15 protein-coding genes are annotated in these 13,360 nt (G+C 68.0%); 6 read left to right on the top strand and 9 right to left on the bottom strand.

Annotation, left to right across the window (positions count from 1 at the left end; all coding sequences use genetic code 11):
- Positions 1 to 232 precede the first annotated feature (232 nt).
- Positions 233 to 1,972: a DEDD exonuclease domain-containing protein gene (locus ACYVN4_RS37580; protein ID WP_460727667.1), complete on the top strand. Its 1,740-nt coding sequence runs from the start codon at positions 233 to 235 to the stop codon at positions 1,970 to 1,972.
- Positions 1,973 to 2,148: 176 nt separating this feature from the next.
- On the top strand, positions 2,149 to 2,769 hold the full coding sequence (locus ACYVN4_RS37585) for a class I SAM-dependent methyltransferase (protein ID WP_460727669.1): 621 nt from the start codon (positions 2,149 to 2,151) through the stop codon (positions 2,767 to 2,769).
- 11 nt (positions 2,770 to 2,780) lie between these two features.
- On the opposite strand, the gene ACYVN4_RS37590 is transcribed toward ACYVN4_RS37585, so the two are convergent.
- The 5 genes from ACYVN4_RS37590 to ctaE all read right to left on the bottom strand — a co-directional run bounded on the left by ACYVN4_RS37590 (position 2,781) and on the right by ctaE (position 8,352).
- Positions 2,781 to 3,791 carry an AraC family transcriptional regulator ligand-binding domain-containing protein gene (locus ACYVN4_RS37590; RefSeq protein WP_460727671.1) on the bottom strand — a complete coding sequence of 337 codons (1,011 nt, stop codon included), beginning with the start codon at positions 3,789 to 3,791 and terminating at the stop codon, positions 2,781 to 2,783.
- 242 nt (positions 3,792 to 4,033) lie between these two features.
- Complete coding sequence (qcrB, locus tag ACYVN4_RS37595) at positions 4,034 to 5,656, bottom strand: cytochrome bc1 complex cytochrome b subunit (protein ID WP_460727673.1); 1,623 nt, start codon at positions 5,654 to 5,656, stop codon at positions 4,034 to 4,036.
- Entirely contained in the window at positions 5,653 to 6,801 is a 1,149-nt protein-coding gene (gene qcrA, locus ACYVN4_RS37600; protein ID WP_460727675.1) for a cytochrome bc1 complex Rieske iron-sulfur subunit, read from the bottom strand. The genes qcrB and qcrA overlap by 4 nt, the downstream gene beginning before the upstream one ends.
- A complete protein-coding gene (gene qcrC / locus ACYVN4_RS37605; protein WP_460727677.1) occupies positions 6,798 to 7,658 on the bottom strand; it encodes a cytochrome bc1 complex diheme cytochrome c subunit in 861 nt (286 codons plus the stop codon). Before qcrC ends, qcrA begins: the two co-directional genes overlap by 4 nt.
- A gap of 82 nt (positions 7,659 to 7,740) precedes the next feature.
- Positions 7,741 to 8,352, bottom strand: a complete 612-nt coding sequence (gene ctaE, locus ACYVN4_RS37610) for an aa3-type cytochrome oxidase subunit III (RefSeq protein WP_379364187.1) — start codon at positions 8,350 to 8,352, stop codon at positions 7,741 to 7,743.
- A gap of 170 nt (positions 8,353 to 8,522) precedes the next feature.
- Between ctaE and ACYVN4_RS37615 the strand changes: the two genes are divergently transcribed.
- Positions 8,523 to 8,945: a hypothetical protein gene (locus ACYVN4_RS37615; protein ID WP_460727679.1), complete on the top strand. Its 423-nt coding sequence runs from the start codon at positions 8,523 to 8,525 to the stop codon at positions 8,943 to 8,945.
- Between the two features lie 66 nt (positions 8,946 to 9,011).
- Positions 9,012 to 10,067 carry an anthranilate phosphoribosyltransferase gene (trpD, locus tag ACYVN4_RS37620; RefSeq protein ID WP_460727681.1) on the top strand — a complete coding sequence of 352 codons (1,056 nt, stop codon included), beginning with the start codon at positions 9,012 to 9,014 and terminating at the stop codon, positions 10,065 to 10,067.
- On the opposite strand, the gene ACYVN4_RS37625 is transcribed toward trpD, so the two are convergent.
- Positions 10,064 to 10,600, bottom strand: coding sequence for a phosphoribosylanthranilate isomerase (locus tag ACYVN4_RS37625; RefSeq protein ID WP_460727683.1), 537 nt, complete (start codon positions 10,598 to 10,600; stop codon positions 10,064 to 10,066). The two genes, trpD and ACYVN4_RS37625, sit on opposite strands and share 4 nt — an antisense overlap.
- Before the next feature lie 112 nt (positions 10,601 to 10,712).
- On the opposite strand from ACYVN4_RS37625, the gene ACYVN4_RS37630 reads away from it, so the two are divergent.
- On the top strand, positions 10,713 to 11,021 hold the full coding sequence (locus tag ACYVN4_RS37630; protein WP_460727685.1) for a hypothetical protein: 309 nt from the start codon (positions 10,713 to 10,715) through the stop codon (positions 11,019 to 11,021).
- Between the two features lie 13 nt (positions 11,022 to 11,034).
- On the opposite strand, the gene ACYVN4_RS37635 is transcribed toward ACYVN4_RS37630, so the two are convergent.
- Complete coding sequence (locus ACYVN4_RS37635; protein WP_040856541.1) at positions 11,035 to 11,310, bottom strand: Lrp/AsnC family transcriptional regulator; 276 nt, start codon at positions 11,308 to 11,310, stop codon at positions 11,035 to 11,037.
- Positions 11,311 to 11,329: 19 nt separating this feature from the next.
- Positions 11,330 to 11,800: a MarR family winged helix-turn-helix transcriptional regulator gene (locus tag ACYVN4_RS37640; RefSeq protein WP_460727687.1), complete on the bottom strand. Its 471-nt coding sequence runs from the start codon at positions 11,798 to 11,800 to the stop codon at positions 11,330 to 11,332.
- 85 nt (positions 11,801 to 11,885) lie between these two features.
- Between ACYVN4_RS37640 and ACYVN4_RS37645 the strand changes: the two genes are divergently transcribed.
- A complete protein-coding gene (locus tag ACYVN4_RS37645; protein WP_460727688.1) occupies positions 11,886 to 12,734 on the top strand; it encodes an NAD(P)H-binding protein in 849 nt (282 codons plus the stop codon).
- Between the two features lie 81 nt (positions 12,735 to 12,815).
- Here the strand turns inward: ACYVN4_RS37645 and ACYVN4_RS37650 are convergent, their stop codons facing one another.
- Positions 12,816 to 13,283 (bottom strand): carboxymuconolactone decarboxylase family protein, encoded by a 468-nt coding sequence (locus tag ACYVN4_RS37650; protein WP_460727689.1) that lies wholly within the window; start codon positions 13,281 to 13,283, stop codon positions 12,816 to 12,818.
- Positions 13,284 to 13,360 lie beyond the last annotated feature (77 nt).

A 13,360-nucleotide genomic window follows, 5' to 3' on the forward strand; every position in this document is an offset into this window, starting at 1 on the left:
TGACCTCGGCCACAATCTCGCATATTTCCGCAATTCGGGGATTGCACCTCGAGTATCTCGGCCGCACTCGACCGGAAATTCAGACATTTCCCGGTCCAATCTCAGCAAGATCACGGCCGCACGTGGCAGCGGGTCACGCACCTCACCCCCACACCCACGCCGGACCGCGAGGCGACCGAACCGGCCCCCGACCGGCGCGGCTTGTCGGACCCCACGCCTAGGCTTGCCGTCCGTGTCTTCGCGATCGGATCCAGCGGCCCAGCTGGCCTTCGACGAGCTCGAAACCCCGCTCTACGACACCACGTTCGTCGTGGTCGACCTCGAGACCACCGGCACCAGTCCGGACGGGGACTCCATCACCGAGATCGGCGCGGTGAAGGTGCGCGGCGGCGAGGTGCTCGGCGAGTTCGCGACCCTCGTCAATCCCGGGTGCGCGATCCCGCCGCAGATCGTGCAGATCACCGGGATCACCACCGCCATGGTGGTGGACGCCCCGCGCATCGAGCAGGTGCTGCCCGGATTCCTGGAGTTCGCGCGGGGTGCGGTGCTGGTCGCCCACAATGCCCGCTTCGATGTGGGGTTCCTGAAGGCCGCGGCGGCGCGGTGCGAATTGCCGTGGCCCGCTTTCCAAACGCTGTGCACCGTGCAGCTGGCGCGGCGCGTGCTGCCGAAGGACGAGGCGCCCTCGGCCAAGCTCTGGTATCTCGCGCAGCTGCTGGGGGCCGAGACGCGACCCACCCACCGGGCGCTCGATGACGCCAAGGCGACCGTGGACGTGCTGCACGCGCTCATCGCCCGGGTCGGCAATCAAGGGGTGCAGAGTCTCACCGAGCTGCTGGACTATCTGCCGGAGGTGACGCGGCGGCAGCGCGCCAAACGTGGGATGGCCGCGGACCTTCCGGCGACGCCGGGCGTGTACCTGTTCCGCGGGCCGTCGGACGAAGTCCTCTATATAGGGACGGCGGTGAATCTGCGCCGCCGCGTCCGCAACTACTTCACCGGGTCCGACACCCGGCCGCGCATGCGCGAGATGGTGCAGCTGGCAACCCGGGTCGATCACGTGGAGTGTTCGCACGGTCTGGAGGCCGGGGTGCGGGAGCTGCGGCTGCTGCTCGCCCACACCCCGCCCTACAACCGGCGCTCGAAGTTCCCGCAGCGCGCGTGGTGGCTGACGCTGACCGACGAGCCCTTCCCCCGCTTCGCCGTCTCCCGCACGCCGACCCGGGACGCGCTGGGCCCGTTCGGCTCCCGCTCCGACGCCCAGGAGATCGCCGCCACCCTCGCTGAGCAGGCGGGCTTGCGCACGTGTACGAACCGCATCCCGCGCACCGGCCGCCACGATTGCCCGCCCGCCGTGGTCGGCGGTTGCCCCGCGGGCGCCGAAAACAGCCCCCTATATATAAAGGAATACGAACGAGCTCCGGCCCTGGTCCGCGACCTGTTCACCGGGCTCGACGACGCGCTGCTGCACACCATCGCCGCCAAACTCGAAACCCTCTCCACCGCAGAACATTTCGAGGCCGCAGCCCGCCTGCGGGATCGCACCGTGGCAGTGGTCCGCGCGCTGCGCCGCACCCAACGCCTCGCCGCCCTGGCCGCCATCCCCGAACTGATAGCTGCCCACCCCGACGGCGCCGGTGGCTGGGAGTTCGCGATCATCCGCCACGCCCGCCTCGCCGCCGCCGGCACCGCCGTCCGCGGCATCTCCCCCATGCCGGTCGTCGACCGCCTCGCCGCCTCCGCCGAAACCGTCATCCCACCCAACCTCTCACCGCCCGACACCACCCCGTCCTATCCCCCACTCCGCGGCGCCCTCCCGGAGGAGGCGGGCCTCCTCGTCCGCTGGCTCGAACAACCCGGCACCCGCATAGTCCGCACCACCGACGGCTACGCCGAACCCCACCGCGGCGCAGGCGCCTGGCTCGACTGGCTCGCCCGCGCCGAAGCCGCCCGCACACCCAACGACACCTAGCTCGCCCTGCCACCACACCTAGCCGCATCGCCCTTGGCCGCGTCGGCCACCTTCCGGCGGGCCCAACCGGGATCGAGTGCCGAAAGTGCCTCGTCGCGAGGCGGATTCGTGCCGTCCAGGGGTGCGAAGTTCTGAAGGGCGGGGTGTCGAAGTGCGGGCGCGGGCAGAATGACGGGATGGATGTGCCTGATTCCGAGCGGTGGAACCACAACATCGAATATCACCGGCTGCTGGGGGAGGCGGTGGCCGGGGCGCGGGATGTGTTGGATGTGGGGTGCGGGGAAGGGATGTTGGCCAGGCGGATTCGGCGGGAGGGGGCCGCTGTTACCGGGATCGATCCGGATCCGAAGAGTATCGAGTTGGCGCGGGAGCAGTCCGCGCCGGACGAGATCACGTATGTGCAGGCGGATTTCCTCGCGTATCCGTTCGAGCCGGAGGCGTTCGACGGGATCGTGTCGATCGCGGCCATCCATCACATGGATGCGGAGAAGGCTTTGGTTCGGATGCGGGAGTTGCTGCGTCCGGGCGGCACCCTGGCGCTGATCGGCATGGCTCGCAACAGTTCTCCCGCGGATCTGCCCTGGGAGGCCGCGGCCCTGCTCACCAGCTTCAAGGACCGGCTCTTCCGTGCGCAGTGGGCGCATCCGTCGCCGGTGGTTTGGCCGCCGCCGCAGACCTACGCCGAGGTGCAGCAGACGGCCGCCGAGGTTCTCCCAGGCGTCCGCTACCGACGCCACGTGCTGTGGCGCTACTCGCTGGTGTGGACCAAGCCGAATCCGGCCGCGCCGCAGAGCTAGTCGTTGCCGCGCTAGCGCGGGATGTCGTGGGTGCCTCCCGCAGATCGGCCGGGTCGGCGCGAGTAGCCGGGGGCGAGGGTGGTCCGGGTGGTGGCACCCGTCATCCGGGCGACCGTCTCCGCGGACAGGCCCTGATCCAGGAGTTCGGCGGCCAGTAGTTGCCGGATCTGGTCGGCGAGACCGCGAAAGCTGAGGTGCTGGGCGGCGAGCCGGTTGTGCAGGCCCCGCTCGGAGACGCCGAGTTCCTGCGCCACCTCGGCGGGTGCGGGCGGAACGGCGGGTCGGTGCAGCAGGATTCGGCGGACCTGGGCCGCGGTGCCGGTGTGCCGCTGCCGCCGGTCCAGCGCCAGTTCGCACTGCTGCACGCAGAGCAACCCGGTGTGCGCGTCCGGTGCCTGCGCGGGCCGGTCGAGCACCTCGTGCGGCACGGTGAATCCGCCACCGACGGACTCGGATTCGGGTTGGGCGGCCAGCGCGAGCGGCGACACCAGCGCCGAAACCACTTCGCGCGCCGCGGTCAGATCACGGGCCAGCAGGAAGTCGCGCACCGAGCTCCCGATCTCGCCGTCCCCGAGCGCCACCACCAGCCCATCCCCCGTCTCCGTGAACACCGGTTCGAACCGCACCGAGGTCACCGCGAAGTACCGTGGCAGCAGCCGGATGGCGTCCCGCACAGTCGGACTCGTCACCATGGCGTATCCCACGATGCCGGCGCTTGTCAGCGTGTACCGCCGCCCGGTCGCCTCCCCCAGCTCCCGCGCGCCACCCCGATACGTGCCGCCCGGCCCGCCCGCAGCGCGGCCGTCCCCCTCCGCACCGCCATGGGCGATCAGGTTTCGGATCACCCGCAGTTCCTGTCCCGCCCGCACCACCGCCCCGGGCTGCTCGAGCTCGTTCGCCCGCAACCCGGTCCCGCCCAGACACTCGGCGACCGAAATCCCCTGCGCCCGACCGGTCTCCACCGCGTACCGGGTGGCCACCGCGGGCCGCACCCCCGGCGGCCGATCAGCCTGGACACCCATGTTCGGAAGCTAACAAAGATCTGCACCCCCGTCACCCGTCCGGACCGGAATTCTCGCGCAGACCCCCTCACCTGCCGCTTCTCTGACTGTCCGGCGGATCACCGTCGTCGAGCACCCACCCGCCGCCGTACCGTCGAATTACCCGATCCGGGCAGCCCGCGGCGCGGAGGGGATGTCTCGGGCACGGAACGGGGAAGGCCCCGAGTCGAATTCGACTCGGGGCCTTCGGGTGGTACCGACGATCAGTGATCGTGCTTGTCGGAGATGGCCGCGTTCTGGGCCGACTCCAACGCGTGGAGCATGTTGTGCTCCTCTTCGTGGGCGTTGGCCACGTTGAGCTCCTGCTCGGACGCCGGGTCGGCGCGCAGGAAGGAGCCGGTGCCGGGCTTGCCGGCGGAGCCGAGCTTGACCATCTTCTTGGGCACCGGAGCACCCTGGTACTCGAGCGGGACCGGGTGGCCGTGCGAGTCGACCGGGCCCAGCGGCTGGTGGACCTCGATGTACTCACCGTGCGGAAGCCGCTTGATGACACCGGTTTCCACGCCGTGCTCGAGCACCGCACGGTCGGACCGCTGCAGACCGATGCAGAACCGGTAGGCGACGAAGTACGCCAGCGGCGGGGCCAGCAGCAGCGCGATGCGGAAGAACCAGGTGGTGGCGTTCAGCGAGATGTCGAACTTCAGCGACAGGATGTCGTTGACACACGCCAGCGTCAGCACCATGTAGAACGCGATGGCCATGGCACCGATGGCGGTGCGGACCGGCACGTCGCGCGGACGCTGCAGCAGGTTGTGGCGAGCGGTGTCGCCGGTGAGGCGCTTCTCGATCCACGGGTACATGACCAGCGCACCGAAGACGGCACCCATGATGAGCGCGACCCAGAACGGTGCCGGGACCGTGTAGCGGCCCAGGTACAGCTCCCACGGCGGCATGAGTCGAGCCATGCCGTCGGTCCACATCATGTAGAAGTCCGGCTGCGAACCCGCGGAGACCTGAGACGGGTTGTAGGGACCCAGGTTCCAGATCGGGTTGATCTGGAAGACGCCACCCATGATCGCGACGACGCCGAGGGTGAAGGCGAAGAACGCGCCCTGGTCGGCGGCGAACACCGGGATGATGCGGGCGCCGACGACGTTCTTCTCGGTGCGGCCCGGTCCGGGGAACTGGGTGTGCTTCTGGTACCAGACCAGCGCCACGTGGGCGGCGATCAGGGCCAGGATGATGCCCGGCAGCAGCAGCACATGCGCGATGTAGAGGCGCGGAATGATGATGGTGCCCGGGAAGTCACCGCCGAAGATCAGCCAGTGCATCCAGGTGCCGATGACCGGGATACCCATGGTGATACCACCGAAGGCGGCGCGCAGACCGGTACCGGAGAGCAGGTCGTCCGGGATCGAGTAGCCGAAGAAGCCCTCGAACATGGCCAGGATCAGCAGCAGCGAGCCGATCACCCAGTTGGCCTCACGCGGCTTGCGGAACGCGCCGGTGAAGAAGATGCGGAACAGGTGGATGATGATCGACGACGCGAAAAGCAGTGCCGCCCAGTGGTGCACCTGTCGCACGAACAGACCGCCGCGCACCTCGAAGGAGATGTTGAGCGCGGTCTCGTAGGCCCGCGACATGGTGACACCGCGCAGGGGCTGGTAGGCGCCCTGGTAGACGGTCTCGCTCATGGACGGGTCGAAGTACAGCGTCAGGTAGATACCCGACAGCAGCAGGATGATGAACGCGTACAACGCGATCTCACCGAGCAGGAACGACCAGTGGGTCGGGAAGACCTTGTTGATCGAGCGCTTGGCGAACTTCGCCATGTGGTAGCGCTCGTCCACTTCGTTGGCCTGGATGGCCGCTTTGCTAGGGCTCATGAACGACGCTCCCAGTAGGCCGGGCCGAGGGGCTCGATGAAGTCGTGCTGGGCGACCAGGTAGCCATCGGCGTTGACGGTGATGGGCAGCTGCGGCAGCGCGCGAGCGGCGGGACCGAAGACCGGCTTACCCCATTCGGTCGCGGAGAACTGCGACTGGTGGCAGGGGCACAGGATCCGGTTGGTCTGCTGCTCGAACAGCGAAGTCGGGCAACCGAGGTGGGTGCAGATCTTCGAGTAGGCGAAGTAGTCGCCGAAGTTGAAGCTTTCCTGACCCTTGCGCTTGATGGCGTGCTCGGCATCCTGGGTGCGCAGGCGGATCAGCATGACCGCGTTGCGGATTCCGCGCAGCGACGCCAGGGTCGCCTTCTCGTCTCCGCGCCAGGATTCCTTCCAGGGGAAGACGGTTTCCATGGCACCGGCGTCGAGGTCTTCCGGCTTGACGAGGACGATGTCCTCGGGGCGGCCGGTGTCGCGACGCAGGTAGATGGTCTCGCCCGGGTAGTCCGGGGTCCAACCGGAGACCCACAGCGGCGACTTGTCGCCCTTGGCCCACGGGTTCTTGATCATGCCGCCGACGAAGACCAGCAGCGCGCCCACGCCGAGCACGCCGACGCCCAGGCCCGCGGTGCGGGTGATGAGCTTGCGGCGCCCCAGGGTGGAGGTGTCGACCGCATCGGAGAGCTGGGCGACCAGGGTGCGGCGGTCGACCTCCGAGGACGCGCCGTCGTGGCGGTCCTGGATGGAGATCTCGGCCGGGATGAAGTGCTTGCGGATCAGCACCACCGCGATGCCCACGGCCAGCACGGCGACGCCGAGCGTGATGCCGTAGAGCGGGGTGGTCAGCGTGTACATGCCGTTGCCGTCCTGGTGCCGGCCCTTGTACTCCCAGGGCCAGAACAGGTAGACACCGATCAGCGCGGCACCGAAGATGCCGGCGATGGCGAACCACAGGGCCACGCGGCGCTCGGCGCGCTTCTCGGCCCGGGTGCCCGGGACCGGCCAGCGCGGGGCGCGGTAGGCGACGTCGACGCCGTCGAGCTCGGTGCCGAGCTTGACCAGCTCGTCCCGCGACATGGCGTCGAGCTGCTCGTCCGTTGGCTCAGTGGGGTTGTCCCCCATGCTGTTTCGCTCCTGTTCACTCATGACCGGGAACCGATCCACATCGCGGAACCGACCAGGACCACGATGCCGACGACCCAGATGGCCAGGCCCTCGGTGGCGGGACCGAAGCCGCCGAGGCCGTAGCCACCCTCGGACTTGGTCTCCATCCGGTCCTTGATGTACGCGACGATGTCCTGCTTCTCTTCCGGCGTCAGCTGCCGGTCGGAGAACTTGGGCATGTTCTGCGGGCCGGTGAGCATGGCCAGGTAGATCTGCTGCTCACTGGCCTCTTCCAGCGGGGGCGCGAACTTGCCGGAGGACAGCGCGCCGCCCTTGCCGGTGAAGTTGTGGCAGGACGCGCAGTTCATCCGGAACAGCTCGCCACCGCGGCCGAGGTCGCGATCCGCGATGAGGGATTCCTCCGACACCGAGCCGTCGCCGTCGCGGCGCACGGTCGGACCGCCGCCCTGGGACTGGACGTACGCGCCGAGCGCGTCGGTCTGGTGCGCGTCGAACTTGGCGGGCTTGCGCAGGATCTGTGCGCCGTTGCCGGCGGCCGGCATGCGGCCGGTGGAGACCTGGAAGTAGACCGCGGCCTCACCGACGCCGATCAGGCTGGGGCCGCGATCCTGCACACCCTGCAGGTTGGCGCCGTGGCAGGTGACGCAGGAGGTGTCGTAGATCTGCTTGCCCTCGCGGATCAGCGCGGACTGGTCGTCTTTCGCGGTCGCGACCTGAGCCGTCGGGGTCAGGGCGGACGCCGCGAAGCCGGCTCCGACGAGGCCCATCAGGAGAACCAGACCGCCAACCAGCTTCCGACGCATGCGGCGCTGCTTGCGGACCTTGGTGGCCTGGCCGATCCCCTCGGGATCTGGCGCTGACGGGGGAGATGAACTCATCTGTGTCCCTTTGGAGTAGACGGAACCGACTTGTACAAGTTTTGGGGTGCCGACGCGGGCTGGCCTCGGCGCGTGTCCGGTGTTAGCGGACGAAGTAGATCGTCGCGAAGAGGCCGATCCAGACGATGTCGACGAAGTGCCAGTAGTACGAGACGACGATCGCCGCCGTGGCCTGCGCCGGGGTGAACTTGCTGAGCTTGGTGCGCACCAGCAGGAAGATGAAGGCGATGAGACCGCCGATGACGTGCAGACCGTGGAAGCCGGTGGTGATGTAGAAGACCGAGCCGTACACAGAGCTGGAGATCGAGGTGCCCTCGGTGACGAGCGCGTGGTACTCGGTGGCCTGACCGCCGACGAAGATGGCGCCCATGATGAAGGTCAGCACGTACCAGCGACGCAGGCCGAACACGTCACCGCGCTCGGCGGCGAAGACGCCCATCTGGCAGGTGAACGAGGACAGCACCAGGACGGTGGTCACGGGCACGGCCAGCTTCAGGTTCAGCTCGGTCGGCTCCGGCGGCCAGACGCCGTGCGCCTGCGCGCGAGCAACGAAGTACATGGCGAACAGGCCCGCGAAGAACATCAGCTCGCTCGACAGCCAGATGATGGTACCGACGCTGACCATGTTGGGCCGGTTCAGCGAATGCACTCGCTGGGTAATGGCCGATCCTGGGGTCCCTACTGCGGTCGTCACGCCGGTAAGTATGACTTGTCGTAGTACGACAGGCGTAGCGGGGTACGAAAGTTCGTCGTACGTGTCGGAAAGCCCAGGGCGAGCGAGCGTCTCGCGGGGGCTCTCGGCGTGTCACGGCAGAGCCTAGATTGCGCAGGTAAGAGGAAGCTGAGCCGTGTGGAGAGGTCGAAATGAGCGCGAAATCGTGGTGGCGGCGGATGGTCGGACGGAGCGGGACAACGGAACTGGATCCGACACGCCCGGATCTGGTGGTGGTCGCGTCGAGTTTCGATGACGCCGAAGCCTGTTCAGCGGCCCTGGGCAAGGCGATGGACTGGACTCCCGACCAACCAGTAGTCCTCCGGCACCACCTCCGAGTTCCCGCCGACCGCGTGAATGCGGTGCAGATCATTGCCACGCAGATCGGCTATGGCACTGCCTTGGTGGACGCTTCGGACCCCGCGAAGCTGGTTTTGCAGCGGGTTCAGGTGCTCGACGCGCTGCATTGCTCGCAGGAACGCTCCCGGATGGCCGGTATCGCCCAGCGTCACGACGGCGACGTGCTGGGCTGGGACGCCCTGCAGCCCGCGTCCGGTCCGGGCGATAAGTACTAGCCCCGCAGATTAGGCTTTCCCCAACAACACTGGTGTCCGGATATCCGGCAACGGGAAGAGAAGGCAATGAGCGCGCGCAGCTGGCGAGAAGTTCTCGGCATCCTCACCGACGGCAACGACCTGTCCCTGGACGAGGCCGCGTGGGCGATGAACGAGATCTTCACCGACAACGCCACCTCCGCGCAGATCGCGGCCTTCGGCGTGGCCCTCAAGATGAAGGGCCCGACCCCGACCGAGCTCAACGGCCTGGCGGGCGGGATGCTCGCGCACGCGCGGCGGGTGCCGCACGAGGGTGCGGCGGTGGATATCGTCGGCACCGGCGGCGACAAGTCCGGCAGCGTGAACATCTCCACCATGTCCTCGATCGTGGTGGCGGCCAGCGGGATTCCGGTGATCAAGCACGGCAACCGGGCGGCTTCCTCCAAGAGCGGCGGCGCGGATGTGCTCGAGGCGCTGGGCGTGAAGATCGCGCTGGGCCCGGAGTCGGTGGCCGAATGCGTGCGCCAGACCGGGATCGGTTTCTGCTTCGCGCCGGTGTTCCATCCGTCGCTGCGCTACGCCAGTCAGGCGCGCGGCGAGATCGGCATTCCGACGGTCTTCAATATCCTGGGCCCGCTGACCAATCCGGCGCAGCCGTCGTCCGGTCTGATCGGCTGCGCGTTCCCGGATCTGGTGCGAGTGATCGCGGGCGTGTTCAAAGAGCGCGGCGCCTCGGCGCTGGTGGTGCGCGGCAATGACGGCCTGGACGAGATCACCACCGCCGACACCACCGACGTGTGGGTGGTCGCGGGTGGCCGCAGCCACGAAACCACCATCGACCCAACGAAACTCGGCATCGAGCGGGTGGATCCGGTCGCGCTGCGGGGCGGCGACGCGGAGATGAACGCGGTGATCGCCCGCAATATGTTCGCCGGTGACCCGGGCCCGGTCCGCGACGCGGTGCTGTTGAATTCGGCCGCAGCGCTGGTGGCCTTCGAACTGCGCCCCGAGGACGTCGACGGTGATCTGCACACCAAGCTCGGGGTGGCGTTGCAGCGGGTGGCGGCGACCGTCGATTCCGGTGCGGCGTCCAACCTGCTGGACCGCTGGGTCACCGTCTCCAACAAGCTGGACGCGAACTAACCCTTCGTCGCCTGGATGAACTCGCGCATGGCGTCGAAACTCTTGACGCCGGGCGAGATTTCGACCGAGCTGGACACGTCGACACCGAAGGGCCGGTGCGCCTCGATGACGCCCACGACATTGTCGGCGTTCAATCCCCCGGCCAGCACGACCTGTCCGGGGACCTGCTCGAGCCAGTCCGGGAACGCGGCGAAGACGCCGGATCCGGTGCTGGCGTCGTAGAAGAAGTACTCGCAGTCCTGCCCTGGTTCGGGCGCGGTGGCCGAGCAGTAGGCCAGGTTCGGCAGCGCGGTCCAGTTGTAGAGCTGGATGACGTCGAAATCGTCGATGACGCCCGCGACCTCGCTCTTGTCGAAGGCCACCACGAAACTGCGAATTCGCCCGCGCGCGTAGGCGGCCAGCTCGCGGGCCCGCTCGGCCTCGACGTAGCGCTTGCTCTTGGTCGTGCCCACCACGCCGATGGCGGAGTAGCCGAGTTCGACGGCCCAGTCGATCTGTTCCTCGGTGGTCAGCCCGCACACCTTCACGAACATGGTTGCCTGTTCCTGTCTACTCGAGTGAATTTCCTCCGAGTGTCCTGAGAGTTCGGGCCACTCACCTGTGTCTTTGTGACTGCGATGGTCACAGCGGCGTTACAGTCTCGTCATGCGATATGCGGTAGTGCTATCCGGCCTCGTGGTCGTGTTCCTGGGCATCGGGATCCCGGTCAGCGAGGCGCACTCGGCCCGCACCGAGACCGCGGTGAACGGCACACTGAACGTGGACGGCCACAACTACGGCCTGCCCGATGACTGCGTGACCATCCGCAGCATCCCCCGTCGCCTGAATGTCGACAACGAAACCGCGTTGCGGGCCCGGGTGTATCTGTTCCCCGGCTGCAAGGGCGGCGTCACGCACACCATCGAGCCGGGGCACACCGGAACCGCCCTGGGCGCGTCGGTGCAGACCAGCTGATCTTTCGCAACGGCTATTCGCCGATCGAGAACCCGGCCTCCACGTCGGCGCGCGAGTACGACTTGAACGCGATGTGGGTGGCGGTACGCAGCACACCCGGCGTCTTGTTGATCCGCCCGGTGACCACATCCGCGATCTCCTCGTGGTCGCGCACCCGCACCACGGCGATCAGGTCCACGTCCCCCGCGCACGAGTAGACCTCGGCCACGCCCTTGATGTCGGCGAGTTCCTGCGCGGTCTCGGGAATCCGATCCGGCTCGGCGGAGATCAGCACAATCGCGGTAATCATGCGCCCAACTCTACTGGCGTCAGTCCGGGATCGAGTCCGTGTGGTCCGACGGGCCGCCGAGGAGTTCGGTGGCGGCATGGTGGATCTTCGCCAGCGCCGACATCAGGTGTTTGCGCTCCACGGCGGTGAGGTCGGCGGTGACCTTGTCCGACAGGGCTTTGCGGTCGGACTCGACGGGTTCGCGGAGTTCGCGGCCGTGGTCGGTGAGCCAGAGGCGGACCAGGCGGTTGTCGCGGTCGTCGCGGCGGCGTTCGAGCAGGCCCGCGGCGGCCATGCGGGTGGCCATCTTGACGACGGTCGGGGTGGTGACGTTGAGTGCCGCGGCCATTTCGCCCGGGGTGCGGCCGTCGTGGTCCCACAGCACGGCCAGCACGTGATTCTGGCCGAGGTGCAGGCCGAGTCGGCGCATGTCGCGATCGGCCAAGGCGCGCAAGGCTTTCGAGGTGCGGCCGTGCAGGTCGAGGAAATCGGCTGAGCCTTCGGAAGACACGCTACCTCCGTGTGTTCGGGTATTGACGGTCGATCGTTAGCCGTCTACCGTTTTTTCAGTAGACGGCTAACGATCTGGAGAAGTCATGCTACTGCTCACCGGAGCGACCGGGAACATCGGCCGCGAACTCACCCGCATCCTGGACGCCGACGGCGTCGATTTCCGTGCCCTGGTCCGCGACCCCGACCGGGCGAAATCCCTACCCGCACACGCCGAACCGATCCTCGGCGACCTCGACGACGATGCCGCCGTCACCCGTGCCATGCAGGGCGTCACCGCGCTGTTCCTGCTGGTCCCGGGCGTCGGCCTGGACCACACCCGCACCGCCCTGCGCGCCGCAGAGCAAGCGGGAGTGCAGCGCATCGTCCTGATCTCCTCCGCCCATGTTCTCGTCGACCCCTTGCCCGCCATGGGCAGCTGGCATCACGAGCGCGAGAACCTGGTGCGCGCCACTGGAATTCCGTTCACGATCCTCCGCCCGGGCGGCTACATGTCGAACGCGTTGGAGTGGGCTCCCCGCATCCGCACCGACGACCCCATCCTCGACCCCTCCGGCCCCGGCCGCTTCGCCCCCATCGACCCGGCCGATATCGCCGCGGTGGCTGCCCGCTGCCTCACCGAACCCGGGCATACCGGCGCGTCCTACCACCTCACCGGGCCGGAATCCCTGACCATCGGCGACCAAGTGGCGATCCTGTCGCGAATCCTGGACCGCGACATCAAGATTCGGGAGGCCGCCACCCCGGAGGAGGCGGTCGCGGCCCGGTACCCGAACGGCGCTCCCCCGCGCTTGGCCGCAGCCATCGTCGAGGGCTTCGCGCTGCTGCGAGCCGACACCATGGGTGCACGTACCGACACGGTCGCCGAGATACTCGCCCGCCCACCGCGTACCTTCGCCGACTGGTGCGTCGCCCATCTCGACGCCTTCGCCTAGCCCAGCCGAGTGGCACATCCCGGAGGGGATTCGTCCGAATCCGCCTCCAGACTGTGCCACTCGGCTAACCGCCAGGGGTGACTACCACTGGCCGGGGACGTACTCGCCGCCGAGCATGCCGGAGATGACATTCAGCCGGTTCCACGCGTTGATGGTCGCGATCAGGGAGATCAGTGCGCCGATCTGGTCGTCGTCGTAGTGCTTGCGGACCTGAGCCCAGGTGTCTTCGGTGATGCCGGGGGCGGCGTCGGCGAGGCGGGTGCCTTCCTCGGTGAGGGCGAGGGCGGCGCGCTCGGCGTCGGTGAAGACGGTGGATTCCTTCCACGCGGCGACCATGGCCAGGCGGACGGGGGTTTCGCCGGCGTGGGCGGCGTCCTTGGTGTGCATATCCAGGCACATGCCGCAGGAGTTGATCTGGGAGGCGCGGATTTTCACCAGTTCCTGGGTGGCCTTGGGGAGGGTGGAGTCGTCGATGACGCGGGCCGCGGTGACGAGGCGCTTGTTGAACTTGGCGGCGACTTCGTTCTCGTAGATGGCGAAGCGGGTCATTGCTCTCTCTTTTCTGTGTGGGTCTCTGTTGCCTTCGTCGGGTTGACGACGCGGGGCGCGTGGGTGTGACATCGCCT

Source organism: Nocardia heshunensis, assembly GCF_054782115.1.

Excerpts from the sequence above, each read along its gene's own strand:
- trpD (WP_460727681.1), top strand. The coding sequence starts at position 9,012 with ATGAGCGCGCGCAGCTGGCGAGAAGTTCTCGGCATCCTCACCGACGGC.
- ACYVN4_RS37590 (WP_460727671.1), bottom strand. The coding sequence starts at position 3,791 with ATGGGTGTCCAGGCTGATCGGCCGCCGGGGGTGCGGCCCGCGGTGGCC.
- ACYVN4_RS37585 (WP_460727669.1), top strand. The coding sequence starts at position 2,149 with ATGGATGTGCCTGATTCCGAGCGGTGGAACCACAACATCGAATATCAC.
- qcrC (WP_460727677.1), bottom strand. The coding sequence starts at position 7,658 with ATGAGTTCATCTCCCCCGTCAGCGCCAGATCCCGAGGGGATCGGCCAG.
- ACYVN4_RS37625 (WP_460727683.1), bottom strand. The coding sequence starts at position 10,600 with ATGTTCGTGAAGGTGTGCGGGCTGACCACCGAGGAACAGATCGACTGG.
- ACYVN4_RS37635 (WP_040856541.1), bottom strand. The coding sequence starts at position 11,310 with ATGATTACCGCGATTGTGCTGATCTCCGCCGAGCCGGATCGGATTCCC.
- ACYVN4_RS37630 (WP_460727685.1), top strand. The coding sequence starts at position 10,713 with ATGCGATATGCGGTAGTGCTATCCGGCCTCGTGGTCGTGTTCCTGGGC.
- ACYVN4_RS37615 (WP_460727679.1), top strand. The coding sequence starts at position 8,523 with ATGAGCGCGAAATCGTGGTGGCGGCGGATGGTCGGACGGAGCGGGACA.
- ACYVN4_RS37645 (WP_460727688.1), top strand. The coding sequence starts at position 11,886 with ATGCTACTGCTCACCGGAGCGACCGGGAACATCGGCCGCGAACTCACC.
- qcrA (WP_460727675.1), bottom strand. The coding sequence starts at position 6,801 with ATGAGTGAACAGGAGCGAAACAGCATGGGGGACAACCCCACTGAGCCA.
- ACYVN4_RS37650 (WP_460727689.1), bottom strand. The coding sequence starts at position 13,283 with ATGACCCGCTTCGCCATCTACGAGAACGAAGTCGCCGCCAAGTTCAAC.
- qcrB (WP_460727673.1), bottom strand. The coding sequence starts at position 5,656 with ATGAGCCCTAGCAAAGCGGCCATCCAGGCCAACGAAGTGGACGAGCGC.